Source organism: Winogradskyella sp. (assembly GCF_025210595.1).
In the GTDB taxonomy this organism is placed as follows: domain Bacteria; phylum Bacteroidota; class Bacteroidia; order Flavobacteriales; family Flavobacteriaceae; genus Winogradskyella.
The window spans coordinates 21,521-48,057 of record NZ_JAOARH010000031.1 but is presented as its reverse complement, the minus strand read 5'-3'; the positions used below and the strand labels follow the sequence as shown (position 1 = coordinate 48,057).

General features: G+C 30.4%; 24 protein-coding genes and 2 tRNA genes. 9 read left to right on the top strand and 17 right to left on the bottom strand.

Going from position 1 to position 26,537, the window contains the following annotated elements:
• Position 1: 1 nt before the first annotated feature.
• A complete protein-coding gene (locus N4A42_RS03005; protein WP_294069669.1) occupies positions 2-517 on the bottom strand; it encodes a gamma carbonic anhydrase family protein in 516 nt (171 codons plus the stop codon).
• Positions 518-608: 91 nt separating this feature from the next.
• Positions 609-1,148 carry an RNA methyltransferase gene (locus N4A42_RS03000; RefSeq protein ID WP_294069666.1) on the bottom strand — a complete coding sequence of 180 codons (540 nt, stop codon included), beginning with the start codon at positions 1,146-1,148 and terminating at the stop codon, positions 609-611.
• 195 nt (positions 1,149-1,343) lie between these two features.
• On the opposite strand from N4A42_RS03000, the gene mutS reads away from it, so the two are divergent.
• The 3 genes from mutS (at position 1,344) to N4A42_RS02985 (ending at position 4,254) form a co-directional block, all read left to right on the top strand.
• The gene (gene mutS, locus N4A42_RS02995) at positions 1,344-3,956 is read left to right on the top strand and encodes a DNA mismatch repair protein MutS (protein WP_294069663.1); all 2,613 of its coding nucleotides are present in this window, start codon (positions 1,344-1,346) and stop codon (positions 3,954-3,956) included.
• 98 nt (positions 3,957-4,054) lie between these two features.
• Positions 4,055-4,126, top strand: a tRNA-Gly gene (locus tag N4A42_RS02990).
• Between the two features lie 43 nt (positions 4,127-4,169).
• Positions 4,170-4,254, top strand: a tRNA-Leu gene (locus tag N4A42_RS02985).
• Positions 4,255-4,378: 124 nt separating this feature from the next.
• Here the strand turns inward: N4A42_RS02985 and N4A42_RS02980 are convergent.
• From N4A42_RS02980 to N4A42_RS02940, 9 genes are all read right to left on the bottom strand, one after another.
• Positions 4,379-6,217, bottom strand: coding sequence for a P-loop NTPase fold protein (locus tag N4A42_RS02980; protein WP_294069660.1), 1,839 nt, complete (start codon positions 6,215-6,217; stop codon positions 4,379-4,381).
• Between the two features lie 318 nt (positions 6,218-6,535).
• On the bottom strand, positions 6,536-7,165 hold the full coding sequence (locus tag N4A42_RS02975) for a hypothetical protein (protein ID WP_294069657.1): 630 nt from the start codon (positions 7,163-7,165) through the stop codon (positions 6,536-6,538).
• 282 nt (positions 7,166-7,447) lie between these two features.
• Complete coding sequence (locus tag N4A42_RS02970; RefSeq protein WP_294069654.1) at positions 7,448-8,668, bottom strand: AAA family ATPase; 1,221 nt, start codon at positions 8,666-8,668, stop codon at positions 7,448-7,450.
• A 23-nt stretch (positions 8,669-8,691) separates the two neighbouring features.
• Entirely contained in the window at positions 8,692-9,444 is a 753-nt protein-coding gene (locus tag N4A42_RS02965) for a toll/interleukin-1 receptor domain-containing protein (RefSeq protein ID WP_294069651.1), read from the bottom strand.
• Between the two features lie 22 nt (positions 9,445-9,466).
• Positions 9,467-10,705: a tetratricopeptide repeat-containing protein gene (locus N4A42_RS02960; RefSeq protein WP_294069648.1), complete on the bottom strand. Its 1,239-nt coding sequence runs from the start codon at positions 10,703-10,705 to the stop codon at positions 9,467-9,469.
• 12 nt (positions 10,706-10,717) lie between these two features.
• The gene (locus N4A42_RS02955) at positions 10,718-11,797 is read right to left on the bottom strand and encodes a patatin-like phospholipase family protein (protein ID WP_294069645.1); all 1,080 of its coding nucleotides are present in this window, start codon (positions 11,795-11,797) and stop codon (positions 10,718-10,720) included.
• Between the two features lie 11 nt (positions 11,798-11,808).
• Positions 11,809-12,360, bottom strand: coding sequence for a toll/interleukin-1 receptor domain-containing protein (locus N4A42_RS02950; protein ID WP_294069642.1), 552 nt, complete (start codon positions 12,358-12,360; stop codon positions 11,809-11,811).
• Positions 12,360-12,827: a TIR domain-containing protein gene (locus N4A42_RS02945; RefSeq protein WP_294069639.1), complete on the bottom strand. Its 468-nt coding sequence runs from the start codon at positions 12,825-12,827 to the stop codon at positions 12,360-12,362. The genes N4A42_RS02950 and N4A42_RS02945 overlap by 1 nt, the downstream gene beginning before the upstream one ends.
• A complete protein-coding gene (locus N4A42_RS02940; RefSeq protein ID WP_294069636.1) occupies positions 12,824-13,408 on the bottom strand; it encodes a TIR domain-containing protein in 585 nt (194 codons plus the stop codon). Before N4A42_RS02940 ends, N4A42_RS02945 begins: the two co-directional genes overlap by 4 nt.
• Positions 13,409-13,585: 177 nt before the next feature.
• Between N4A42_RS02940 and N4A42_RS02935 the strand changes: the two genes are divergently transcribed.
• The 5 genes from N4A42_RS02935 to N4A42_RS02915 all read left to right on the top strand — a co-directional run bounded on the left by N4A42_RS02935 (position 13,586) and on the right by N4A42_RS02915 (position 18,506).
• Positions 13,586-13,750, top strand: coding sequence for a hypothetical protein (locus N4A42_RS02935; RefSeq protein ID WP_294069634.1), 165 nt, complete (start codon positions 13,586-13,588; stop codon positions 13,748-13,750).
• A 95-nt stretch (positions 13,751-13,845) separates the two neighbouring features.
• Entirely contained in the window at positions 13,846-15,945 is a 2,100-nt protein-coding gene (locus N4A42_RS02930) for a sensor histidine kinase (RefSeq protein WP_294069632.1), read from the top strand.
• A 20-nt stretch (positions 15,946-15,965) separates the two neighbouring features.
• Positions 15,966-16,601: a response regulator transcription factor gene (locus N4A42_RS02925; RefSeq protein ID WP_294069631.1), complete on the top strand. Its 636-nt coding sequence runs from the start codon at positions 15,966-15,968 to the stop codon at positions 16,599-16,601.
• Positions 16,602-16,720: 119 nt separating this feature from the next.
• Positions 16,721-17,536 carry a hypothetical protein gene (locus N4A42_RS02920; RefSeq protein ID WP_294069629.1) on the top strand — a complete coding sequence of 272 codons (816 nt, stop codon included), beginning with the start codon at positions 16,721-16,723 and terminating at the stop codon, positions 17,534-17,536.
• Positions 17,517-18,506 (top strand): caspase family protein, encoded by a 990-nt coding sequence (locus N4A42_RS02915; RefSeq protein WP_294069627.1) that lies wholly within the window; start codon positions 17,517-17,519, stop codon positions 18,504-18,506. Before N4A42_RS02920 ends, N4A42_RS02915 begins: the two co-directional genes overlap by 20 nt.
• Before the next feature lie 288 nt (positions 18,507-18,794).
• Here N4A42_RS02915 and N4A42_RS02910 read toward each other — a convergent pair whose 3' ends face one another.
• From N4A42_RS02910 to N4A42_RS02895, 4 genes are all read right to left on the bottom strand, one after another.
• Entirely contained in the window at positions 18,795-19,502 is a 708-nt protein-coding gene (locus N4A42_RS02910) for a hypothetical protein (protein ID WP_294069625.1), read from the bottom strand.
• A gap of 14 nt (positions 19,503-19,516) precedes the next feature.
• Complete coding sequence (locus tag N4A42_RS02905) at positions 19,517-19,783, bottom strand: helix-turn-helix domain-containing protein (protein ID WP_294069622.1); 267 nt, start codon at positions 19,781-19,783, stop codon at positions 19,517-19,519.
• 94 nt (positions 19,784-19,877) lie between these two features.
• Positions 19,878-20,438 (bottom strand): hypothetical protein, encoded by a 561-nt coding sequence (locus N4A42_RS02900; RefSeq protein ID WP_294069619.1) that lies wholly within the window; start codon positions 20,436-20,438, stop codon positions 19,878-19,880.
• A gap of 1 nt (position 20,439) precedes the next feature.
• Positions 20,440-21,765, bottom strand: coding sequence for a tyrosine-type recombinase/integrase (locus N4A42_RS02895; RefSeq protein ID WP_294069617.1), 1,326 nt, complete (start codon positions 21,763-21,765; stop codon positions 20,440-20,442).
• 619 nt (positions 21,766-22,384) lie between these two features.
• Here N4A42_RS02895 and N4A42_RS02890 point away from each other — a divergent pair.
• Positions 22,385-24,628 (top strand): T9SS type A sorting domain-containing protein, encoded by a 2,244-nt coding sequence (locus N4A42_RS02890; RefSeq protein ID WP_294069614.1) that lies wholly within the window; start codon positions 22,385-22,387, stop codon positions 24,626-24,628.
• Positions 24,629-24,746: 118 nt separating this feature from the next.
• Here N4A42_RS02890 and N4A42_RS02885 read toward each other — a convergent pair whose 3' ends face one another.
• Positions 24,747-25,103, bottom strand: coding sequence for a hypothetical protein (locus tag N4A42_RS02885; protein ID WP_294069611.1), 357 nt, complete (start codon positions 25,101-25,103; stop codon positions 24,747-24,749).
• 99 nt (positions 25,104-25,202) lie between these two features.
• On the bottom strand, positions 25,203-26,435 hold the full coding sequence (locus N4A42_RS02880; RefSeq protein ID WP_294069609.1) for a glycosyltransferase N-terminal domain-containing protein: 1,233 nt from the start codon (positions 26,433-26,435) through the stop codon (positions 25,203-25,205).
• Between the last annotated feature and the right edge of the window lie 102 nt (positions 26,436-26,537).

The window sequence follows — 26,537 nt, the reverse complement described above, 5'->3', positions numbered from 1 at the left end:
CTTATTCCTTAAACCAACCAGAGTATTTTACATAGTTATTTGCGATCCTATCAATTTCACCCGAAATTAATTCTTTACTTATATCCTTAACTTTTTTAGCAGGTACACCTGCATAAATGCTTCCAGATTCTACAACTGTATTTTTAGTGACTACTGCTCCAGCAGCAATAATACTATTGCTTTCTATAACACAGTCATCCATAACGATACTTCCCATCCCAATAAGTACATTATCGTGTATGGTACAGCCATGTACAATAGCGTTATGACCAATGGATACATTATTTCCTATAGTAGTTGGTGATTTTTGGTATGTAGCATGTATAACAGCTCCGTCTTGTACATTAACTTTATCACCCATTTTTATAAAGTGAACGTCTCCTCTAATGACTGCATTAAACCAAACGCTACATTGGTTTCCCATAGTAACTTCGCCAACAATTGTTGCATTATCTGCAATAAAGCAATCTTCAGGAATTTGCGGATCTATATTTCTAACAGGTTTTATTATTGGCATATTTAGTTGTTGTTTTATAATAATGCAATTTAAGGATTAAGAAAAACCTTATCAAGTAATTGTAGAAGAAAAGCCTTCTCTTTGGGAAGATTTAGATGGGCTTTTTCAGTTTGCTAAAAACATCCCAGATAACTACACCACAACTCACAGAAATGTTCAAAGAATGTTTAGTGCCAAATTGAGGTATTTCAATTACACTGTCACTTAGATTAACCACATCTTGAGAAACACCTTTTACTTCGTTGCCAAATACAAAAGCATATTTTGTATTAGGAGATGGTTTAAAATTATTTAGCATAGTTGCATTTTCTGCTTGTTCAATAGAGCATACTTTTACCGCATTAGCTTTTAGTTTTTTAATAACACTTAGTGTGTTTTCGTGGTATTCCCAATCTACAGTTTCTGTGCTGCCAAGTGCTGTTTTTCTTATGTCATTATGAGGTGGTTGAGCAGTAATGCCACACAGATATATTTTCTCAATTAAAAAGGCGTCACTTGTTCTAAATACAGAGCCAATATTATTTAGGCTACGGATATTATCTAAAACTATAATAATAGGTGTTTTTTTAGCTTGCTTAAATTCAGTAACTTCAAGTCTGTCTAATTCGCTATTTTTTAATTTTCTACTCATTTATCTTATTCCTGCTCAGATAGGAGTCTTATGTTTTAGGTTTTTTACTTAGTTCAGAATAATAATTTATTATTGTTGAAATCTATATCTAATTGTAAATAACTTATGCTCAAATGACTTTATATAACAAGGCTATTTAACTAAATTAGCAATCTTACAATTCCGATAACCATCGGGCAAAAATAAACAAATCTCTTGGTAAAAAAGGCAAAAAAAGAAACACCATTAATGAAGCAATACAATGCTATTAAGGCAAAATATCCTGATGCTTTGTTGTTGTTTAGAGTAGGCGATTTCTACGAAACTTTTGGAAGTGATGCTGTTAAAACAGCTAAAATTTTAGATATAGTTTTAACTAAGCGAGGTGCAGGTAGTGAGAGCGAAACAGAACTTGCTGGTTTTCCGCATCATTCTTTAAATACCTATTTACCAAAACTTGTTAGAGCAGGTGAGCGTGTTGCAATCTGCGATCAGTTAGAAGATCCTAAGCAAACTAAAAAAATTGTAAAGCGTGGTGTTACAGAATTAGTAACTCCTGGCGTGGCTTTAAATGATGATATTCTTCATTCAAAATCTAATAATTTTTTAGCAGCTGTTCATTTTGATAAAAAGTATATAGGTATTTCATTTTTAGATATTTCTACAGGTGAGTTTTTAACCTCGCAAGGTGATGCCGATTATATAGATAAATTACTTCAAAATTTTAACCCAAGTGAAGTATTAATTTCTAAAAAAAGTAGAAAGGAATTTAACCAAACCTTTGGCGAAGATTTCCATACATTTTATTTAGAAGATTGGGTGTTTCAGGCAGATTATGCTAATGAAACGTTGACCAAGCATTTTAATACAAAGACCTTAAAAGGGTTTGGAGTAAATGAGTTGTATGAAGGTATCATAGCTTCTGGAGTTGTGCTTCATTATTTAAGCGAAACCAGACACAATAAGCTAGAACATATTGCTACAATCTCTAGAATTGCTACAGATGATTACGTGTGGATGGATAAGTTTACCATTAGAAATCTTGAGTTATATCATTCTACAAATGCAAATGCAGTTACGCTTATAAACGTCATTGATAAGACCATTTCTGCTATGGGAGGCAGAACATTAAAAAGATGGTTGGCACTACCTTTAAAGCAAGCTGATAAAATAAAACAACGTCACCAAGTCGTTCAGTTTTTATTAGATAATAATTCTGTTCTTCAAAAGATCCAAGGTCAGATAAAGCATATTGGTGATATTGAACGTTTAATATCTAAAATTGCAACTACTAAAGTAAGTCCGCGAGAGGTCATTCAGCTTAAAAATTCATTAGAGGCTATTGTGCCAATAAAATCAGTAGCAGAGTCTTGTAATAATGAAGCTTTAAAGATTATTGGTGAAAACCTTAATAATTGTGATGTGCTAAGAACTAAGATAAAGCAAACACTTAACGAAGAGGCTCCTGTAAATGTTCTTAAAGGAAATACAATAGCTGAAGGGTTTTCAATAGAATTAGATGAGCTTAGAGGTTTGTCTAAATCTGGTAAAGACTATTTAGATAGTATGCTTCAGCGAGAGAGTGAGCGTACAGGTATTCCGTCTTTAAAAATTGCTTCAAATAATGTGTTTGGTTATTATATTGAAGTACGAAATACACACAAGGATAAGGTGCCGGAAGAATGGGTTAGAAAGCAAACTTTAGTAAGTGCAGAACGCTATATTACAGAAGAGTTAAAAGAGTACGAAGCCAAAATTCTTGGAGCAGAAGAGCGTATTTTAGCTATAGAACAGCAGTTATTTACCGAATTGGTGAATTGGATGCATCAATTCATAATTCAGGTGCAACAAAATGCCCATTTAATAGGTCAGTTAGATTGTTTGTGTGGATTTGCAAGTCTAGCAAAATCTAATAAATATAATTATCCTCAGATTGATGATAGCTTTGATTTAGATATAAAAGATGGTCGTCATCCTGTTATAGAAAAACAGTTACCTATAGGAGAACCTTATATTGCTAATGATGTATATCTCAATAGAGACTCTCAGCAAATGATTATGATTACAGGACCAAACATGTCTGGTAAATCGGCAATTTTAAGGCAAACCGCTTTAATTGTATTATTAGCACAGATAGGAAGTTTTGTGCCTGCAAAAGAGGCTAGGATTGGTTTAGTAGATAAAATATTTACACGTGTAGGTGCAAGTGATAATATTTCTATGGGAGAATCTACTTTTATGGTAGAAATGAATGAGACAGCTTCAATTCTTAATAATATTTCAAACCGCAGTTTAGTATTATTAGATGAAATAGGACGTGGTACAAGTACTTATGATGGTATTTCTATAGCTTGGGCTATTAGTGAATATTTACATGAGCATCCTACAAGACCGAAAACACTTTTTGCGACTCATTATCATGAGCTCAATGAGATGACTGAGACTTTTACGAGAATTAAGAATTTTAATGTTGCTGTTAAAGAATTAAAAGATAATGTACTTTTTGTTCGTAAACTTGTAGAAGGTGGTAGTGAGCATAGTTTTGGGATACATGTAGCAAAAATGGCTGGTATGCCACAACAGGTTATAAGACGTGCCAATAAAATTTTATCGAAGCTTGAAAAATCTCATTCTAGTGAAGAATTAACAGATAAAGTAAAGTCTATAAAAGATGATATGCAGTTGAGTTTCTTTAATTTAGATGATCCATTGCTTGAAGATATAAAAGAAGAAATCCTTCATACGGATATTAATACTTTAACACCTGTAGAGGCACTTATGAAGCTCAATGAGATTAAGCGAATGTTGGTAAAGAAAAAGCAAGCTTAAATATATTTTAATTTATTTTAAAAAAGTCTTTGCATTTATAATAAATAGTTTAAATTTGCATCCGCTTTTACAGCGAAAAGTTCATTAAAAAAGACTACGCGAAAGTAGCTCAGGGGTAGAGCATCACCTTGCCAAGGTGAGGGTCGCGGGTTCAAATCCCGTCTTTCGCTCTATAAAATATATACCAATTAAGTTGCAGACTGCAACTTGGATGCTGAAGTGGTGGAATTGGTAGACACGTTGGACTTAAAATCCAATGGCCATTATGGCCGTGCGGGTTCAAGTCCCGCCTTCAGTACTAAATAAAAACCTCAACCGTTTGTTTATTAACGAGTTGAGGTTTTTTGTTTGTTGGTGTTTTGTTGTTTATCCCCATATTTTCCCCACAATTTGATGATAGGTTAATTATTTGTCTCGTTTATTCAATGTTCAAAACTTTGAATAATCTCATCGAGTCTTATAATTAGTTCTTCTAAAATTATTTTATTAGGATTTTTTAATTCATTTGATTTAATATACGCTGTTATATTCTCGTGAAGGGTTTTAAAAAAAGGTAGTTCTTTATTTGGTTCGGAAATGTATGTTTTCTTATAAATATCAACAAGGGCATTGCTAAAGGTTAAGATATTTTTATTTTTCAATTTGATTAACGAGTCAAAAAAGTCTTTGCCGTTTATAAACTGGAAAAGACCATTTTCACGATTTAAGGTTTCTTTTAAGAAGTCATCTACCTCATCATAATCTAAGGATATTATATCAAATATTCTGTTTGCATTCTCCTTCTTTAATTGTTTGTTTTTTTCGTCATGCAACTCAAGAATTTTTACATCTATTTCATTTAACGCTTCATCGCCTTTGAAGACTCTTATACCTTCAATCTGTCTGTATTTACCAAAATTAATTTCGCACTTTTGATTAGCGATTTCCAACCCTTTGTGAAGTTTTGCAGTTAATTCCTCTTGACTCATATTTAACGCGCCTATCTTGATAAAATACTTGTAATTATTGAAAAGAGGCTGGTAGTCATAAATATCATAGATTCCTTTTTCTGCATAATCTAAGACATCAATTAAATTTTTTTCAAATTCTTCATTCTCAAGTATTCTAAAGTTATAGCCCATTAGGGAATTAAAAGGCTTGTATTCTTCTGCCCCTTCAATTTTACCATTGTTGCGGTCAATTTCGGATTTTAAATTTTCTTCGTTTAGGTAGCCAGTTAAAATAAACTCATATATGGTAGTTGAAAATGAATACATGTTTTTTTCGTTTTCACTTCCCAAATATTCTTCAATAAACTCATCTTTGTAACTTTTTTCTTTTTCAACTTCAGGCTCTGCACCGATAATTGGTTTGCCGAAATTATTATTAAGTGATGCTCCAAAATCGATGAACATAGCAAAACCATCGATTCCTTTGTTGTCGTCTAAATCTGAAATTGTCAATCTGCCTTTTTTAAACTCCGTACTTATAATGGCTGTAAAGAATAACATTCTATCCACACTAATATCTTCTTCATCTGCATATAATTTATAAACCTGCTTTACATTTTCTAAGTAAAAAATGAATGTTCTTAAGTTCTCGATTTTATGTCTCTTGAAGAAATTAATTATTGTTTCCTTTTTTGAATTCAAAAACTTTTTAAAATCTTCTTCCTTAATTTTTTTGACATAGCCTTTAAATAATTCGTCGTAATTAGCAGTATAATAAAGTACTCTGCCTACTACCTTTTCCTTTATTCTGTCATAACTATTTTTTTCTTTTATTTCTTCTTCAGCAGAACAAATAATGACTTTGGTGTTCTTATGCTCGGTATATTCATTGATGAGACCTAAAATATTTGCTGAATCAACTGGACACCGCTCTAAATCATCGAAACAAAATACTTTTTTGGAGACATCGAGATTAATATTTATTCCTTTAGTTAGGTCAGTTAATTGAGTGCCTCTCCCAAATATTTTTCCACCAACATTAACCAAATTGTTTAATGCCTTCAGAACATTTTTAACACCTTTATTTTCTAATGTGTCAGAAAATGGTAGAAGACGACTGAATATTGTCCCTTCAATTTCTTTTATGCTTTCAATACCATTAAGGCTTATGTATATTGGGTCAAATCCTTTCTTCTTTGCTATTTCTTCAAGGGGATTTTTCCATAAATGGGTTTTTCCACTTCCCCATTTACCACTAATTAATATTGCATAACTTGTCTTTTCCTTAGTTAGGTAACTGTCAAATATTGCTTCTATTTTTTTTGATTCCATAGTTTTATACTCTTAGTATTCTGCAAGTTATTTTGAAAATATGAGTTTTAATATAATTTAGTAAAATTATATTAATAGTGATTCTTAGAAAAAATGCTATTTCCAAGTTGATTAGGTTAATTGAATCTGCCGCATTTTTTGGTAAATAAGCAATGAAATAGATTGCCTAATAGCCATCATTTTACCACCGTTAAGCGTTGGTGAGCAATTATTTTGAGTCTATAAGTATAAATAATTCTTTACTCCTTTTTTACGTCTCTTCACCGTCGTTTTACCGTTGTTTTACTACGGTTATTATATTTTTATTCAGAATAGGTTTCATTCCTCTTCTAATTCTTCAGAGAGATTTAAATTTAGTTTTACTGGACAATCAATAATGTTGAACTTTTCATCTGCTAAAAACATTTTATTGTCACTCCAAGATAGTGAGTCTGCTTCAATTAGTTTTTCATTTACTTCTTTAAGGAAAGGTATTGTGTCAGGAATAGTTTTTCTAATTGTTGTGTAAACTTTATAGTATTTATCTTCTTTTGAGGTGATAGAATACATTTTCTGTAATGTGTCTATCTGAGAATTACAATACCTTAACAGTCGTAAATTCTCTCCTCTGTTTTCGTTAGAAATTTCTAGCCAATGTCTATAGCCGTTAGCGGATTCATTAAAGGATTTTAATTCTGTTTCTAAATATAAATACTTAGGGTAATCAACTAAAGAATCTATTATAATTGAATTTAAATCGACATTTCTTGGAACTCCAATTGTGTTTTCGTTAGAAGTTATATACTTTCTAACACTAAAAGTTATTTCATTTTCATTGTAATTTTTGTTGCTACACGAAAATATAATTAACAGTGACAGGATAATTCTAAAAGACTTCATTTGAAAAAAAAAAGTTGCACTGCCAGTGCCAAACAGTAGTGTTAAAAAAGAAGCGTGGAACTGAATCATACTTTCTAAAGGTATCGCCAAACACCTAATTCCAATACAGACAGCCCACGCCCTTTCGGACGTAGTCATATATCTGTATTCTTCGGAATTGTTTGAAATTGGCGATTTCTTAGAAAAAGAATACGATTACGCTACTATGCTTTTGTATGTCAATTTACGGTTTTATTCCGTTCTCAAATATATTAAATAAATATGATCTTAAGCTGTGATCACTATTAGGAGTTGAATCGAATTAACTATTAATTATTATATGATTGAAGTTATTATTTAAGATGAAAGCCTTTATTTTACGATTTTTGATATTTTCCGATTAATAAGTCTTCTCAAATCTTGTTTCACATCATCCAAGTGTTTTTCTCCATCAATTATATTTACATAGTCTGGAAATTCTTCTTCTAAAATTTCTGAATCATCATTTTCATAAAAATCCTTAATTATGTTTTCGGGAACATATTTAGTTGGAATTTGTCCAGAATATTTTCTGTTAATATTTCTTTGTAAACATGTTTTAACAGATGTATTTAGATAGAATATTAATGACTTTTTCATTATGTTTTTACTTAATAAGCTTCTATAAAAATCGTAATAAACATTTCTAGAAAATTCTACAATTAAAATTTCGTTTTCTGAATTATCAATCCTATTAATTAATTCTAATTCGCATCTATTATAAATGTCATTTTCAGTAACTATAAATCCATCTGGTTCATGATGTTCTATTCCGATAATATTTATGTCTTTTGACCAATCATGTAAAATATTATAATCATCAATGTAACCTATGGATTCTTTTTGATAATTTAACTCTTGAAGATATTCAAAAAGTTCATTTGCTATTTCTGATTTTCCTGAACCTGGACGTCCAATCAAAAAGATATATTTGGGAAAAGCATTCAATATTTGATCTAAATATGCTTCAGTAATTTTAAACATTTTTGGTATCTCAATTCTATAATCTAAATCAAAAGAGCTAAGTTCGTTTTTTTTTGATATTAAAAACTCATTAAATGATAAGCTTCGTCTATTACTCCATACATTTAGAAATGTTTTTGTCAAAGCGTAATTTAGTGCTGAATCGTTTACTAGCAGTGCATTTTTACTTTTCTGTTTTTCTTTTTTAAGGGCAAAAACTGAGTGTTCATTATTAAATAATGTAAAATTCAAGTGTTGACCAATATTCCCAGAAACAAATTTCAACTCGATTCCTTTTGTTATCATCTCATAAGCTCCTTCATATCTTTCATTAATTGATGATACTAATACTTTTACTTCTACTCCTCTATTACTCTGATTTAATAAATTTTCTTGAAGATTTCTTATAGATTGATTTTCATCGGCTGAGTCAAGTGTATTAACGCATAAGTAACATGAGGAACTAGTTAATAAGATTTGATTGTTTATTTCATTAAGGTACTCATTTCTACTAGCTATATATTTTAAACAATCGTCAGTTAAATAATCTATCAAACCTGTTTTAATTCTATTAATAAAATTAATTATCATTTTACTAAATCTTTTAACGTCTCCTACTTAAGTTTATAGATTGTATTCCCTTGTTGGCTTAAGGTGCTTTTTACTTTGCCGATATTTTTAAGCTTTTCTAACTCAGACTTAATACTGTATGAGTCGAATTCCCTCAGCTTCTCGAAACCATCTCTCTTACCACCCCATTTTTGGATTCTTAAAGGGGAGAAGTACCACTTGTTATAGGCTTTTAGAAACCTCAATATTTCATTTGATAGTGTGATTTGAATTCCTCCACCTGGTTTGACAATTTCATTTGATAGGGACTTTACTTTTTGACTATCTTGACTTAATAGTGTTTTGCTTTCATGAATATTTTTGATTGTTTGTAAGATTCCTTCTGTTACGTTTAACCATGCTTCATCTATATTCTCCCAAGTTGTAATTGGCTTGCCATCCCTAGGTAGAGCTTTTAATTCTTTAAAGGGACCTTCTTTCCATAGGCATGGCTTTAATATTATTGGAATTACGATTGTTTTCTCCTCTTTTGCTTGATCCATAGCAAATATTGTCTCACTATCGTAACAATAATCTGATGCTAAGAAATTAGAGCTAATTAATAATAATATGATTTTGGCTGATTGCATATTGAGGTTTATTTCTTCTTTCCAATTATTGCCAGGGGCAATTCTTCGATCATACCAAGTTTCAATAATACCTTGCCTTTTAAGTATTGTAAGGTGCATCTCGAGTTCTTTTCTAAAAACTTCATCCTTGTGAGAGTAACTATAAAATATAGGTATGTTATTGCTCATATTGTTCTGTATTAAAGAATATTTATTCAGTGTGATGTATTTTTTTTAATTGTTTTAATGACTTCTCGTATGTTGCTTTTTGCCAATCAAGTGGATTTAATTCATAAAATTTATCAGAATATACTTTATGCTTTTTAGCATTTTTTATTCCTAGATAACAATGAGATAAAGTAGCATATACCCACTTTAAATCACTTCTGATTTCAAAATCCTCTTCTTTGCTTAATTGATCAATAATTTCGATGATTTCTTTTCGAGCTTTAATTGCTGCATATTTTAGGTATGTTTTTTCATCAAAATCGTGAGTGACCTCAGACTTTAATTCAAGACATAAAGCATAGTTTTCTCCAGTGTAATAATCTTGATTAATGGTAAACCCTCTTTCATAATATTCAATTGATCTATCTAAATATTCAATTTCCATTTTATTATTTTCCCATAGTCTTTTGTAAATTGCTCCTGTTATACCTAAAGTCTCAGGGTCTATGGTGTTTCTATTATCTGGCTCTAGCTTACTAATTATTCTTAACGCATCTATTAAAGCTATGTTTGGTTTTACTGTCTCATCTTTATATGTACAAAATGCTTGTTGCTGTATGTAATATTGGTCGTTTTCAATTTTATCAACTAGTTTTTTCCATAGCTTTTTAGCTTGAGTGAAGTTGTTTTTAGACATTTCGAACTCGGCTCTTTCCGTAAGTGAAAAAATACTATCTTCTTTTTCTTTTAAATTTTTAATGATCTGATTATACTCATTTTCTGGTAATGAGTATGGTTTTACACTCGGAATATGATAAAATAAAGGACTATCGATTTCTTGGTTTTTGTCAACACTAATGATTAACTCTCTCAATTCTTTAACACACCTTTTGACCTCCTTGTCTTCTATATTATTACCCATGTGAGAGTAAGAAAATATTTTATTGCGACTAATATCAAATGGAATAGCTCCTTCTTTTTCTTTTATAACAATTGTAGCAAAACGCTTAGCGCCATGTCTTATGCCCAATTCATATGTAGCATTAAAATTAAAGGTAGTTATATCAGCAATTACAAGATCAGCTTGGATCAATAAAGCATACATATTTTTGTCTATGATACCAGATTCAATGATTTCATCGCTCCTTATACAAGTAAATCCAGCTTTTTTAACCGCAGGTTTTATTATTTTATTATAAGTAATATTGAGGTCGTATGTTTTACCTGATAATGGATCTGTTTTTTTTCCATATCCCATTATTACAAAACATATTTTTTTCATGATTATGAGTTTTTATTTAAAATGATATATTTTTACCTCTCTTTCAGCAGCTTTAGAGCCAATTTCATAGAGTAGTTCTTTGTTTTTAGATTCAGACATTTCTCTTAGAGAATTAATATGTTCTTCTGTTAGGTCTGTATATCCTAGATCATTCAGTTCGTTCTCGTCTAATAGCACATTGTATCTTATATAATGTAATAAGGGTTTAGAGGTTAAATTGTCGTTTTTCAGATTGCCTATCTCCCGATCTATTTCCTGTGATGTTGATGGAGGTTGAGACATATATTGAAGTAATGTTTGATTTAAATAATTAGCATCTTCCATAAAGATTTCAGGCATTAATCTTGCCCAGCCAAGTTTTCCTTTCTTAAGCATCTTTTCATAATTATATCTTTTGGTAGAAGTTCCTGTGCCTATCGAATAAATAGATAGATTATTTGCTCCTGTTTCCCAATTATAAGGGAAGCCTTTTAATGTTGTTAATAGGAATAGTTGTAATGAAGGATTGTTAGCCAAACTTACACCACCATCAATAAAGGTTCCTATTTCATTTGCTCCTACATTGATTTTTTGTGGTTGAAAATAGGTGGGAGCTGCGGTGCTAGCTCTAATTAATTTGTATAATAAAATACCTTTGTTTTTTTCATAATATTTGGCTTTTGGATGATTTGTTAGTGGCCATGTGCTAAGTGTATCGATTCTTTTGGTTATTATACAAAGAGATGTCTTTATTTGATCAGAACCTAAAGTATAATCTCTGAACACTTTTTTTAACTCTTCTTCAAGAGGTTTATAATCATAATCAGCTTTATACCATTTAAAGGGGTTCTTGAAGAATCTTCTCTTTTTTCCAAAAATTTTATCACCTAAACGAAGGTATAAGTCTTTAATCTCAGAAGCTGTCATACCTATACAGAGACCTGCTGCTATAATTGCTCCAGTACTTGTGCCTCCGATTAAATCAAAATATTCGTATATTTTTAACTTAGGATTATTCTCTTTTTCTTGAATTGTTTTTTCTATCTTTTCAAGGTAACCTAAAGTCAGAGCTCCTCTAATTCCTCCTCCGTCTAGTGACAATATTCTTTTCATTTCATTGAAGTTTAAATAGTGTATTCATCCAAATATGAACGGAGTGGATGGTAGTAATTATTATGCCCCTTTATGCGATTCGAATTAATTAAGGTTTCTTTGTTTACACCTCTGATATTGCTTATGTGAGTGTTCAAATCATAAATATCTCTTATGATTTTTGCAGTTTTTGTATAATCTGGGATGTCATCTTTTGAGATTCCCTTTAAGGTTAAAACAGCTAAATCCGTTTTATCATACCCATAACCAATTTCAAAAGGAACCCAATTAGATTTCATGGTTGTGGGAGAAACAAGCACTAGCATATGGGAACTATTATTAATACCTTTTGTCAAGGCACTTGTTACTTTTCCAGGATTATTTTTTTGATTTGATAACTTTAAATCTCCATCATATTCGTCAAAATAAACATCGATCCTTGCATCAATAAGATAATCTGCTACTCTTTTTGCATGTGATTTATCATTATTCTGATATGAAATAAATACACATTTTATATTTCTTTTTAAAAACTCAGATCTTGAGTTGTATTTTGTAGCAGATTTAATTCTATTTATCGCCATTATTTTAGAATTTCTTTTATTGAATTAATGTTGTTGCCAATTACTTTAGATGAATTTCTTCTTATAAACTGCGGTATACTATATTGCCCATATGGTTTTATGGCAACTATTTCTTTCTTTAATTCCTTGGCAATTTTAATTTCAGTCATTACAAATGAATTCTCTTCTAAGCCAGAATTTCCAAGAACTAGAATTTTACTGCAGTAAAACATTTGATTTCTAAATATCTTTTCTAATTTCTCTTGTTTTTTTTCGTTGAATGCTTTGAATTCTGGGATAGAATGATCATAAACTTTAATTTTATATTTATTCAGTTTCTTCTTTAAGGACAAGTAATCATCTGACCCTTTCTTCCATGAGTGACTAATGAATATTCTTCTTTGTTTGCTAGTATTATTTTTAAACAGATAATTTAAAGCTTCATTTATTATGAGTCCTCCTGCTATATATTTTATAATACGATTCATGGTCTTACTCTAGTCTTATCAGCAATAGGAGTTTCTCTTTTTTGAAAGGTTTGTTCAATATATGCTTCGGGGTTTTTTATAAATTCATGCCATGAAACCAGAACGCAATAGCGATCATCTTCATCATGATGACATTTGTCATTTGGGATATAATAATTGTAACTGAATTCACTTATTGTTGTAGAGTTATCTATTTTGACTACATTATGTGAATTTCCGCATTTAAGGCAATGATAAGAACCCTGAAAGATGGCATTATTGGCTTCTGGAAGCACTATTCCTAAAATTCCATTCCTTGTATTTCCCTTACCATTATATAGGGATGCTTGTAACTCTCTTTTTATGAAGCGTTGTTCATATGTACCTTGGTTTTCTGAGCTGTGCGCGCCAATTAAATGAATTGTTACAGTTGATTTTGATAGATAATCTCTCCTGATAACACTTAGGATATAATCGATATCATCTGAATCTATTGATACGTTAAGTGATTTATCAATCATGTCAATATTTAGATTATTCTGGATATATTCTTTATATTTTTTATCCTCCATTTTAAATGAGATAAAGCATTTTCTAGCCATTTCGTTTTTCGAATTTTATTAATGCTACAAATATCCAATCATAGTATGTATGGGTCAATCCTAAGAAATAATGTATTTGCATCCTTAATATTGAGGATATAAAACACTAAGTTCTGACTATTGATTTAGGATTCATTTGGTTAGACATTTGTAACTGAATTTTAAAAGACTTTAATTATGAAAATTGAACAGACTAATGAAAATGAGATATGTGCCTTTCCAAATGATAAGGACAAATCTCCAATTCTTCCTGATGATACAGGGAGTGAAAATGGAAAACCACGACCTGATGGTGAAACAATGGGGAAACAAGAAGAGGAAGAGGAAGAAGATGTAGATTAGTGATTATTAATTGCTTATAATTTATTACTTTTATTATAATGTAGGTTTTCTATAAGTTGCTAGATAACCTACATTTTTCTTTTCAATTTATATCTATGAAAAAAGAACTAATAATTACGGTGTTTTTTTTAATTAATTTTTGCAACATTTTATATGGTCAGAAACCTAATTCTAATGAAGAATTAGATGCCTTAAAAAATGATACAACTAAGGTCAATCTTTTAAATAAGTTAGCTTCGGATTTCAAGTCCAATGATTCAATAGCGAGATCATATGCACTAAGAGCCAAAAATATTAGTGATTCAATTGGCTTTAAGAAAGGTGTTTCAGAAAGCTTATCTAAGTTAGGTCTTATTGAAAAGACAGCAAGTAATTATTATGAAGCCATTGGTTATTATAAACAATCATTAATTATTGATTTGGAAAACAATAACATATACGGGCAGGTAAGGGCTAATATACAGATTGGACGAGTATATCAAAAACTGGAGGAATATCAAACGGCCTTAAGTTTTAGTCTAGAGGCCAAAGAAAAATGTAAAAAGATTAATAAAAAAGAGCTATTAGCTTCAATTTGCGGAACTATAGCCTCGATATATAAAAGTCTTAATTCTTTTGATTTAGCCCTTGAGTCATATCATGAAAGTATTAGAGTTAGAGAAGAATTAGGTAATTCTTCAGATTTAGCTAAATCTTATTTGAATATAGGTGTTTTATATAATTCTTTACGTAATGACGAGCAAGCATTGTTTTATTTGAGAAAAAGTGAGTTAATATATACCGAACTAAAAAAATCTTCTTCGATAGCTAAAGTTTATAATAGTTTGGGTTATAATTATGCCATTCGAAAGGACTTAGATAGTGCTCTTGTTTATTACCAGAAAAGTTTAAACATTAAAAAAGGAATTAATGCAAGTAATCAAGAGATTTTACTTAATAACATCGGGGGTATTTATGAAGAAAAAAATGAATTCAATATTGCACTAGGTTATTACTTAGAAAGTATTGAGCTGGCTGAATCTTCATCAAATAATCAGCAACTTGTAACTAGTTTTTATAATATTGGTAAGTTGTATAGAAAAATGGGTAATTTCTCTGAAGCTCTTAATTATTTAAATAGAAGCTTAGATCTTACTAAGAAATATCGAGATGACATAGTACGATTAGAGCTTTTAATAACATTAGCAGAGGCGTACGAGAGTCTAAAAGACTATAAGAATGCATCTTTATATAATGAAAAACATATTGTCCTAAGAGATAGTATTGATGAAAAATACAGAGATGCTGAAAAAATAGAAACTAAATACCAAAATGAGATAGAGAAAAACAAACTATTGAGAAAAGAAGAAGAAGTAAATCAAGAAAAAATTTTAAGGTTGGCTTCTGAGAGCAGAAGGAAGAACTTAGTTTTATATACGCTAATTGGTGGTTTAATTTTATTGGCACTATTATTTTTTGTTTCATTTAAAGCTTATAAGGCAAGAAAAGCTAAGGAGATAGCAGAGAAAAATCAGAAAATTGAAATTCAAAAAAATATAGAACTATTAAAAAAACAAGAGTTGAGGTCAATAAAGGCAATGATAAATGGTCAAGAAAGTGAAAGAAAGAGAATAGCTCAAGATTTACATGACCGTTTGGGAAGCATGTTGTCTGTAATTAAGTTGCGTTATAAAAATGTTGAAGAAAGTTTAGATAAACTTAAAGATGAAAACAAAGAGCAATATGAACAAGTGAATACATTATTGGATGAAGCATGTGAAGCTGTTCGAGAAATTGCACATAATATGGTTTCCGGAGTGTTGACGAAATTTGGACTTTTAGCAGCATTAGAAGACTTGAAAAATACAATTGAGGGTACAAATACTTTTAAGATTGAATTACTTTCTCATGGCTTAGATGACAGATTGGAGAATACACTAGAAATGGAGTTGTATGGAATAATTCAAGAATTAATTCATAATATAATTAAGCATGCTAAAGCCAGCGAAGTAAGTATTCAGTTAGTTAAAAGGGCAAATGAAATAAATCTTACTGTTATAGATGACGGTATAGGTTTTGACTATATAGAAAGCTTAGAGTATAATGGTATGGGATTAAAGAGTGTTATTTCAAGAGTAAGTTCTTTAAATGGTGTATTCAGTATAGATTCTGGAAAAGGAAATGGCACTACTATTAGTATTGATTTACCTCTGTAAGTATAAATAAGGTGTAAGAAATGAGAAAAATTAACATATTAATTGCTGATGATCAGCAAATTATCATTGATGGACTTAAGTCTTTATTAGCTGAGAAAGATGATATACAAGTTGTAGGTGAGGCTGTTGATGGCGAAGCTGTATTAGATTTTATTAAAAATCAACCTGTTGATATAGTTATTCTAGATATTGAAATGCCAAAGTTGTCTGGTATCGAAGTCACTAAAATTATAAAACGAGATTTCTCTAAAGTTAAAGTACTTATATTATCAATGTACAATAACGAAAAATTTGTTCATAATGTAATAGAGATTGGTGCTGATGGTTATATTCTTAAAAATAAAGGTAAAGAAGAACTTGCTTTAGCAATTAAATATATAGCTGAAGGCGATGAATATTTTGGAAGGGAAGTTGAGAAAACCTTCAGATTAAGTCAAAAGAAAAAGAATTTAGAATCGCAAAATGTTCAACTTACTAAGCGTGAAATTGATGTCCTTAAATTAATTGCCATAGGGGATACCACACCAATTATTTCTGAAAAGCTATTTATTGCTCACAGTACAGTAGAGACACACCGAAGAAATCTTATAGAAAAAACTAATGTAAGAAATTCAAAAGGTTTGGTTAAATATGCTATAGATAATGGATACTTGTAAGCTTTCTCTTATCCTCAGTATTGAGGATAAAATTAAATAAATAAATCAACATTTCTGATGTTTTATTATAGCTACTAATATAGAAGATTTGTAGTGTTTAATTATAAATTCTACAAATTATGTCTAAACTACATATTGATTATTCAAAAAAAATAGTAAGTCAAATAGGTAAAGCTGCAGTCGTTTTACCTGGCTCAAGTGTACAAGTTGGTGATATTCTGCAATTCCCTGAAGGTAAAAGTTTTTTTAAAACGGCACCTTTTGGGAGTTTTAAGAAAATTACAGATTTATCAGGATTAAAAGTGAACTACGATGTCTTTGATGATGATAACTCACCTGATACTTATGAATTTAAGAGTAATGACTCTTTAGATTTTGATTTTGAGTTAAATGGGAAAGGAGATCCAGGATCGGACATATTACCTAAAGCAGAAGCCAAAGTGAAAATTTCTTTCTCTAAGGAAGGAGCCATTTTTTTTCAAGCAATTGAATGTACAACACAATCTCTCAATAATATTCATGAGCTTGAAAATACCGTGATGAATAATGAAAGTAAGTTTGTTTGGAAGGATACTTATTTAGTAACATCAGTAACCACTGCAAAGAAGGCACTGGTTGCTTTTTCTAATTCAAAAAAATCTGAATTAGTATTGGGAGGAGATGTAGAAAACCTTAATTCAAGAAATGCCTCTCAATTAAGTCTAAATACAAAGTTAAAACGTGAAAAGCTTAGTGGTAATGTGCTGTTTAAGGATTGGTCAGATGATGTCACTATATTTATGGATGTGATAAGGTTTAAGAAAAAGGATTTTGCAAGGGAGAAAGATATGAGCTTTGATTCCAACCCTGCCATTGAGGAAAACTTTAATGAAGAAAGGATTGAATTAAAGGCCTTGGATCTTAAATCTTTTTTAAATGAAGAAAATCAACTCTAATCAGAATGATATGAGAAGAGCGTTGATAGTGGGCATAAATCATTATGATAGAAGTCCTTTGGATGGTTGTATTAATGATGCAATGCACATGTATGAGGTTTTGAGCCGAAATGATGATGATAGTGTGAATTTTGATTGTAAGTTATTGGTTTCTGAAGAGAATTCGAGAAATAAAATAACAGTAACGAGATTGAAAAAGGAAATTTTCAATTTACTTCAACAAGAAGCAGAAATAGCTGTATTATATTTTTCAGGTCATGGTGCAGCAACAGATATTGGTAGTTACTTAGTAACTCAGGATGCTCGAAAATATCTAGAAGGTGTTTCTTTAGATGAGGTGATAGCATTGGCGAATTCTTCTAAAGTCAGAGAAGTGATTTTAATTTTAGATTGTTGTCATAGCGGGCATTTAGGAAATATAAAAGGAATAGGTTACCGAAAAGCATTGTTACGTGAAGGGGTGTCAATTCTTACTTCTAGCAGGGATACGCAATATTCCATGGAAAACTCTGACGGTCAAGGTGTATTTACGTCTATTATTTATCAAGCCTTACGAGGAGGAGGAGCAGATATTTTGGGAAATGTTAATGTTTCAAGGGTATATAATTATGTGGATCAACTTTTAAATACATGGGAACAAAGACCAATTTTTAAATCTCACGTATCCAAGATGGTAACTATAAGAAAATGTAAACCTAAAATAGAATTCAGTGTTTTAAGAAAGCTGATTGAATATTTTACTAAAAGTGATACTAAGTATATTCTAGATAATTCATATGAAAGATCTCTGGGATCTAATAATGAAACCAATATTAAGGTTATGGAGTACTTGCGAGAGTATTACAGTTTAGGGTTATTAAAGGTAAATGGGGTTAAATATCTATATCAAGCAGCAAGAGATAACAAATCCTGTGAACTTACTTCGCTGGGACAGTACTTCTGGAGGATGGTGAAAAACAATAGAATTTAGGAAAAGCATCAATATGAATTCAAACACGAAAGTATTTATAAGTCATAATCACACAGATGTTTTTTATGCGGAAATTCTTATTGACATATTTAAAAAAATTGGTGTTTCAAGTTCTAATATTTACTGCTCCTCAGTTGATGGCTATGGAACTTCATTAAGGGAAACTTTTTAACTGAAATAAAATCTTGGTTGAATAATGATGTTGTTGTTAAAGCTAACATTTACTCTACATTTTATTGTTAGTGTATTTATTTATATATAATCCTTTTATTATTGTAACAGATTTTGTCATCGATATCTTTTGAAGCGGAGACATGGCTTAAAATTATCAGGGTGTACTATTATTAATGAGCCTTTATGGTAAATAGGGAATGAGTTTTCTGCCCAATTCTTCCGTAATTCCCTAATGTTCAAATTCTTGTTAATTATTTTGACTCTCTCATTCTTTTTGATTCGAATAACAAAACCGTTTTCAATTGCTAAGATTTTATAAGATTGAACAGTAGAGGCTGGGATTTTTAATAAGTTTGATAAATAAGAAATTGAAATAGGGTACTGTAAATCAAGGATTGGTAATGAGCCTCCTTTTTTTCGCTCCTTCCATTCAATGTGCTTTTTAAGCTTACATTGATAAGAGATTACAGCACCCATAAAATATCCTAAAAAGGCATCTTTGATAATATAGTTTTGATGAAATTCCACCTTAGAGGTGAACCTAAGTCCAGTTGTTATCTCTAGTCGCTTCCAACTTCTTAAAAATAGATTCCCATGTATATCCTTGTTTACCCAATTTAAACCTATCAAAATAGCCAAATGACGATAGCTAGTTCTTTTGCTGATTGCCAAGTATGTTAAAGTTTTCTGAGAAACTATGTCAGTGTATTTAACCATGCCGTTTCTTGATTCATTCTTAAGATAAATATAGAGTCTCAGAGGCTTAGTGATGTTTTCTTTTAAAGAATGTTGGATTAGTTGAATAGGAACGTATTTAACCATCTAAATAGACTTTTTTAGAGCATTGCTTCATTAATATTCTCTAGAGAATAAAATATACGTCTGCCAATCTGTTTAGGCTTTAGTATACCTTGTTTATTCCAATTATGTAAGGTGCTGATATCAACTTTTAACAGTTTGGCAGTTTCTTTACGTGTAAGATATTTTGGCTTTTGAAGTTCTTTCTTAGAATGGTTTTCAATGAGATCTTTGATGCCTTTTATAATATCGGCTTTTAGCTCTTCAGCCGATATACCGTTTAATAATATTTGATTTTTTTGCATAGTGATAATTTTTAATTACTATGCAAATATTGTTTGCTAATCCTTCTTATGAGGTAACAAAATTGTAGTATCTAGGGTTTGATTTTGTATCGGTTTAATTAAATAAATCTTTTATGGTTGAATAAAGTGCATCTCTTTTGGGATTACTAGTGGAACGAAAATGTTTTAATTTTCCTAAAAAAATTTCATAATTGTCATTAAGCCAATCTATATAATCTGATTGCTTGATTATTTTGTTTATATAATTATCTCTTATCATAACAAAATAGATGTAACTCATATCAGCTAATTGAGATTTTGGGTCGCTAAGCATGTTCCATTTCTCAAATATTTTAAATGCATTTAATGAGTTAAAAATTTTGGGGTAAGGATTATTAATTTTTTGTGGGGTAATCTCTAGATGAATGTTGTTGTTAGTAACAGTACTATTTTTAATTAATTCCTGAAAAGTTTTAAAATTCTCATTATTTACTTTTTTGTTAGGTTTGCCGAACATCTGGTTTGATAATTCTTTAGCTGTAATCTTTATTCTATAAGTCTCGCTAACATCTTCTAAAATATCCAATCTTGATTTATTACTTTCTATAATATCCAGCATTTCTAATACGTTTGATTTATTGAATGCTAATCTTTCAAAGAAGTCATCATAATTCATTTCAAACAGCTTTTAAATTTTCAGTTTTCTCCACTGGAGTAGTTTTTTCGGTCAGATTAATTTTGTCATAATACTCGGCAATTTGTTGAGCGTAGTCTGCGCTCTTTTTGCCTATGTATTTTAAAAACATTTTTTCCGTACTGTGTGCAGTTACTTGCATTAGAAGTACAGTCGGTATTCCACTACCGTAATAATTGGTTGCGTAAGAACGTCTGCATACGTGGGTGCTTATAAGTTGCCATTTCTCATATATACCTATTTCAGTCCGCTTGGTTTCATTATTGAACAATTGACCTTTAGTAGGTTGGTTGATTTCGGCAAGTTTGCATACGTCTTTACAGTATGTATTGAATTTTTGTATTGAAATCTTATAAGGTAAACCATTATCGTAAATTTCTTTGGCTTCTTTATTAAGTGGTATAGTTACCTCCTTATTAGTTTTTTGCTGCACTATCTCAATTACTTTACGTCCATTTCGGTAAACAAAGTTGTTGTCGGTTATATTTAGTAAGTCGGTTGCCCTTTGCCCTATATTACAGCCAAGCAGAAGCCATTTTCGGGCGTTTTCCAAGGCTTTTGAATGCGATATGTCTAATTCCTTGATTTTTTGAAGTTCGTTATTGTCAAGATAGATTATAAATTCATTCTTTATGGATTTTGTTTTTATTTTTTTTAATTGAGGGTTAATCTCAATATTTAAAGTCTCAGCATTATTACATACACTTTTGACATTACTTAAAATCTTTAGAGCATAATTTTTTGTAAACTGCTTTTCATTAATTAGAAAACTTAAAAATCTTTTTTTGAATTCTAAATTCACATCATAAACTTTCAGTCTTTTACGTTTGAGTTTTTCGAACTCTAATATTAGGCGTTTAGTGTTTTTGTAAGCATTAATACGACTTTTAGATAATCCGTAGCCACCTTTTTGGTTTTCTCTTACGGGGGCATCTTCTAATAAGTAATCAATATTATTAGTTAGGTAGTTTGAATAGGTTTTGTTATTGTTTGGGTTGTTAAAATTGTCTATTTCGTTTTTTAGCCAGTCAGATGTGATTTCAGACTTTGGAAAGTCATTTAGTTTATTTTCAATTTTAGACTTGAGGCTTCTTATTTGGTCTTTCAAGGAATTAAAATGCTTCAATTCCTCTTTTGGTGCTGAAATGGTGGTTTTGAAATCTTTGGTTTTGTCACTCCAGTAGTTAGACTTTATATATTTGCCAGTTGAAGCAGTGATATCGACATCTCTGCCAATTCTTAACCTTAAATAAATTGAATAATTATCTTTTTTGGAATATTTCCTTATGAAATGATTCAGAGTAGCCATGCTTTAAATTTTATTAAACACATCAAATATACAATTGCATCCCCGCAATATCCCCACATTTTCACGATATTATTCAACTTCTTTAAAGTCGGTTAGTTCACGAACAGTCTTTTATGTAATGTTTTATGGGGTTTTTGATTTTCATTCAATCTTAAGTGTCATTAGTTTAAAATCCCGCCTTCAGTACAAAAGCCGAAACATATGTTTCGGCTTTTTTGTTTTTAATCAGTTTATAAACATTATTTCTACAGGTTTAATAAGTGCTTTTTTTGTAAAGTGTTTCTTATATAATTAAATTTAAATTGTCTTTTGTGCTGAATTATAGGTATTTAAACGATGTTTGTGTGGTTACTAAAGTCATTTTTTTTACTTTTTAATAACCAATTGACATTAAAATCAACTATTTATTTTCATAACACTCAGAATTTACATTGTTTATTTAAATCCTAATAAAAATGAATGTACCTATCTGGTTCGGTAAATTCTATTTAGATTCTTTTAGTTAATATTTTGTCGTTTGTAGCAATTAATTCATATGTAATTGCTGCCCTCACTTTCTACTTTTTTTTAATAATCCGATAGCTTATGATTGTTATAATAAACTATAATGTTCCATATTATGAAATATTTTATTTATTCATTTTACCTTGTAACATCTTTAATTTTATTGAGTTCACTAAATTTATTTAATTCTAAATTAGTAATAAAAAATGCAGAAGTAAGCGAAACTTCTGTATTAAAAACTGTTGATGCGTTTATTAGTCAGGGGCAATTACGTTTATCTTTATATGAGAGCAATGCATTAGCTAATAATGAATCTGCAGCAGATGGTTTGTTGATTTTTTTCGATACAGAAGGTAATAATACTATTGATGAAAATGATGCGCTTGATATTCCAAATTTAGATGAAAACTTTTCAGTTAATAATAACGGTATTTTATTAAGCATTGAGAGTAGAGCAACTCCTATTAATGATGAAGAACTTCAATTAGAAGTTAATACATATAGAGATACAGAATATACTATTGTAGCAGAAGGTATCTTTATGCAATGTGCAACAGCATTTTTATATGATGTTTATACAGATGTTTTTACCGAAATCCCTCAAAATGGAACGGTTAATTATAGCTATTCTGTTAATCCAGGTATATCTTCATCTGTTGCTAATAATCGTTTTAAGATAATTTTTGAAGTTGAAGATTCTCAACTCACCTGGAATGGTTCTGTTTCTAATGATTGGGATGATTCAAATAATTGGACTCCAAATGAAGTGCCAGGTATATGCTCTGAAGTAACAATACCATTAACTGAAAATCCACCGCAAATGTCAAGCGATATGACCATTGCAACTATAGCTATTAATCCTGGGTCAAACTTGTGTATACCTCTTGGTGAAACTTTAAATGTTACAGGCGATTTGAATATGTATTCTCAGTCATATTCATATTCTGGGTTAATTGTAAATGGAGCAATTTCAGTAGCAGGAAATACCAAATACCATAGATACACCAACTCAGAATTAAATAATAGAGATTTAATAGCACCTCCATTAGCAGGGCAAAGTTGGACGTCTTTTTTAACTAACGATAATAATCATAACGCTAATATTCTATATAATAATGGTGCTGTACCACCAAATACAAGTTATTTATTTGGTCCATTTGAAAAAGGTGCAATCGACGATTATTTGGTTTATAATTATAATACGGTAGAAACGTTATCTTCTGGTCGAGGCTATAGAGTTGCAACAAATATGCCTATAGAAGATAGTAATGGTGAAGCATTAGTTTTTACAGGATCTTTAGTTACAGGTTCTGTTAATGTGCCTATTTGGAACGATGTTACAGGTAGTTTTCCTGAATGGAATCTTATAGGTAATCCTTACGCTTCATACATAGACGTAAATGTTTTTTTAAATCACGTAGGGTCAGTTTCAGGCGTATCTAACCTCAGTTTACTAGATGAAAATACAGCAGCTATTTATGGTTATGATGCAAATGATACTGATGGTTCTAATTGGACAATTACAAATTTTATTGAAGGGCCAGCTTTAATAGCACCTGGTCAGGGCTTTTTTGTATCGTCTAATTTGTCATTTGCAAATTTAGAGTTTACACCAGATATGCAGGTTGAAGGTAAATCTGATGATTTTATTATTGGTAGAACATTAAGTGATTTAGATTTTGTTAAAATAAAGATGAATACATCTTTAGATAGTTCTATAACATCTATTTATTTTCACGAAGACGCAAGCTTAGGTTTAGATGTTGGATATGATGCAGCAGTTTTTGGAGGTAATACTTTGGGTTTTGCATTGTATTCTCATTTGGTACAGGATAATGTAGGGACTCCAATGGCAATACAAACGCTTCATTCTGGTGATATTTTAGATGTTGTTATTCCGTTAGGTGTAAATGCAAATCCAGGGGAAGAAATACGATTTAGCATTGAAGAAATAACATTGCCAGCCACTACTAACGTATATTTAGAAGATACTGTTGCTAATACATCTACTTTGTTAACTAATTCAGACTATATCATACTGTCTACAGCTTTTATATCTGGAACAGGGAGGTTCTTTTTAAGAGTTAATGAAGATGCTTTATTAACCATTAATAATGATTTAGAGACTTTAGATGTTTTTTTATTAAATAGCTTAAATGAATTAGTAATCAGAGGACAATTGCAAGAAAAAACTAAACTAGCCTTATACGATATTCATGGTAGAGAAATACTTTCATTCAATTTAGATGTATTTGTTTATGAACATCGTATTAATTTATCTTCACTTAATGAAGGTATTTATATTGCAACTATTCAAAATAAAATATGGAGTAAATCAAAAAAAATTATTATTGAATAAATAGGCAATAGATGTACTTAAGAGCTAATGCAAGTAAAATTAGAATAAGTTATTAAACAGACTAGAAATAAAAAAGCCTGATAATAATCAGGCTTTAGTTTTATACAAAGACAACTTTTTAGTGGCCTTTCATTTTATCTACTGCATCTTTGCCAGCTTCTTTTGCTTTGTCAACAGCATCTTTTCCTGCATCTACTGCATCGCTAGCAGTTTCTTTAGCGTTATCTACTGCATCATTTGCAGCATCAACAGCATTGTCAACTGCTTCTTCAGCAGCATTAGCCGCATCATTTGCAGCTTCTTTAGCACTATCAGTAGCGTCATTGGCCGCGTCAACAGCATCGTTAGCTGCTTCGTTTACAGCATCTGTAGCATTTTCTACTTCAGCTTCAGTTTTTTCTTTGGTTTCTCTACAAGAAGTAAACGATAAACCTAATGCAGCAACAAGCGCTAAGCTTAATACAACTTTTTTCATTTTAATATAGTTTTAGTGTTAATTATTGTTAAAGCACTAAAGTACTAATTTTAATGAAATTTTAACAAAATTTCAGCATTTATTAATAATGCAAATTTATTATAGATTAATGTAATCTTGAATTTTAGTCACAGCTCCTCTATTTTTTTCTATGTAATCAGCATTGATTTTACCTTGTTTTTTTCTTAGTGAGGGATCTGTTTTTAAGTTGCTTATTATTTCTTTAAATGCAACAGGTGTTTTGATTGATGTAACTCCTTCGAGCTTAATAAGTGTTTTAGCCTCAGGGAATTTATCATAGTTTTTACCAATTATTATTGGAACGCCAAAAACGGCTGGTTCTAGTATGTTATGTAAACCTGTATGTCCTGCCGCACCACCAACATATACCATGTCTGCATAGCTATATACTCGGCTTAAGTAACCTATGGTATCTAGGATAAATACGTTGCTATCTGATATGTTTTTACCACTCATCATTTCAGAATAGCTAATGGTTTTTACCGTTAATTGCGATTTAATTGAGCTAGTGTAGCTTTCTTTTATGTTGTGAGGTGCGATAATAAATTTAATATCTGGATTTTGATTAATGTAATCTAAGAAAAGTTTATCATCATCTGGCCATGTACTTCCAAAGACAACACATAATTGATTGTTTTTAAATTTTTCGATAAAATCAACCGTATTATCTACTTTTAATTGATTGGTGACACGATCAAAACGCGTATCTCCTGAAACAGAAACATTATTATAGTTTATATTTTTAAGTAGTGTTTTAGAATTTTCATCTTGAGTGAAAATATGTTTAAAAGCAAATAAAGAAGCTTTCATAAAACTACCATACCATTTAAAGAAGTTTTGAGATTCTCTAAAAACAGCAGAAATAAGTATAGCATTTAGATTGCGTTTTTTTACTTCTAATAATAAATTTGGCCATATTTCGTATTTAACAAAAACAATGTAATCTGGATTTACAAGATTTAAAAAACGTCTGGCATTTGTTTTTGTATCTAACGGAAGGTAAACAACGACATCTGCAATTGTTGTATTTTTTCTAACCTCATAGCCAGAAGGAGAAAAAAATGAAAGAACAACTTTATAGTTAGGATATTTTTCTTTTAAAGCTTCAAAAACAGGTAAACCTTGTTCGTATTCTCCTAATGAAGCGCAGTGATACCAAAAGGTTTTGTCTGTAGGCTTTATAGAGGATTTAATTTTATTAAATGTAGCTTTTCTTCCATTAACACCTAATTTTAATTTTAAATTAAAAAGGGCTAATAGTTTAATTACAACACTTGCAATATGAATTCCTATGGAATAGAGTAATCTCAAAAAAATAGATTTGCGCTAAAATACACTTCTTTCGATTAATTGCATTGACTTAGCAGTTACAATTTTGTATTTTCGCCTAAAGCATTTTAAATCATGCTTTTT

Excerpts from the sequence above, each read along its gene's own strand:
- N4A42_RS02945 (WP_294069639.1), bottom strand. The coding sequence starts at position 12,827 with ATGAATCGTATTATAAAATATATAGCAGGAGGACTCATAATAAATGAA.
- N4A42_RS02925 (WP_294069631.1), top strand. The coding sequence starts at position 15,966 with ATGAGAAAAATTAACATATTAATTGCTGATGATCAGCAAATTATCATT.
- N4A42_RS02950 (WP_294069642.1), bottom strand. The coding sequence starts at position 12,360 with ATGGCGATAAATAGAATTAAATCTGCTACAAAATACAACTCAAGATCT.
- N4A42_RS02905 (WP_294069622.1), bottom strand. The coding sequence starts at position 19,783 with ATGCAAAAAAATCAAATATTATTAAACGGTATATCGGCTGAAGAGCTA.
- N4A42_RS03000 (WP_294069666.1), bottom strand. The coding sequence starts at position 1,148 with ATGAGTAGAAAATTAAAAAATAGCGAATTAGACAGACTTGAAGTTACT.
- N4A42_RS02935 (WP_294069634.1), top strand. The coding sequence starts at position 13,586 with ATGAAAATTGAACAGACTAATGAAAATGAGATATGTGCCTTTCCAAAT.
- N4A42_RS03005 (WP_294069669.1), bottom strand. The coding sequence starts at position 517 with ATGCCAATAATAAAACCTGTTAGAAATATAGATCCGCAAATTCCTGAA.
- N4A42_RS02940 (WP_294069636.1), bottom strand. The coding sequence starts at position 13,408 with ATGGCTAGAAAATGCTTTATCTCATTTAAAATGGAGGATAAAAAATAT.
- N4A42_RS02920 (WP_294069629.1), top strand. The coding sequence starts at position 16,721 with ATGTCTAAACTACATATTGATTATTCAAAAAAAATAGTAAGTCAAATA.
- N4A42_RS02955 (WP_294069645.1), bottom strand. The coding sequence starts at position 11,797 with ATGAAAAGAATATTGTCACTAGACGGAGGAGGAATTAGAGGAGCTCTG.
- N4A42_RS02980 (WP_294069660.1), bottom strand. The coding sequence starts at position 6,217 with ATGGAATCAAAAAAAATAGAAGCAATATTTGACAGTTACCTAACTAAG.
- N4A42_RS02930 (WP_294069632.1), top strand. The coding sequence starts at position 13,846 with ATGAAAAAAGAACTAATAATTACGGTGTTTTTTTTAATTAATTTTTGC.
- N4A42_RS02975 (WP_294069657.1), bottom strand. The coding sequence starts at position 7,165 with ATGATTCAGTTCCACGCTTCTTTTTTAACACTACTGTTTGGCACTGGC.
- N4A42_RS02915 (WP_294069627.1), top strand. The coding sequence starts at position 17,517 with ATGAAGAAAATCAACTCTAATCAGAATGATATGAGAAGAGCGTTGATA.
- N4A42_RS02960 (WP_294069648.1), bottom strand. The coding sequence starts at position 10,705 with ATGAAAAAAATATGTTTTGTAATAATGGGATATGGAAAAAAAACAGAT.
- N4A42_RS02885 (WP_294069611.1), bottom strand. The coding sequence starts at position 25,103 with ATGAAAAAAGTTGTATTAAGCTTAGCGCTTGTTGCTGCATTAGGTTTA.
- N4A42_RS02910 (WP_294069625.1), bottom strand. The coding sequence starts at position 19,502 with ATGGTTAAATACGTTCCTATTCAACTAATCCAACATTCTTTAAAAGAA.
- N4A42_RS02895 (WP_294069617.1), bottom strand. The coding sequence starts at position 21,765 with ATGGCTACTCTGAATCATTTCATAAGGAAATATTCCAAAAAAGATAAT.
- N4A42_RS02970 (WP_294069654.1), bottom strand. The coding sequence starts at position 8,668 with ATGATAATTAATTTTATTAATAGAATTAAAACAGGTTTGATAGATTAT.
- N4A42_RS02890 (WP_294069614.1), top strand. The coding sequence starts at position 22,385 with ATGAAATATTTTATTTATTCATTTTACCTTGTAACATCTTTAATTTTA.
- N4A42_RS02900 (WP_294069619.1), bottom strand. The coding sequence starts at position 20,438 with ATGAATTATGATGACTTCTTTGAAAGATTAGCATTCAATAAATCAAAC.
- N4A42_RS02965 (WP_294069651.1), bottom strand. The coding sequence starts at position 9,444 with ATGAGCAATAACATACCTATATTTTATAGTTACTCTCACAAGGATGAA.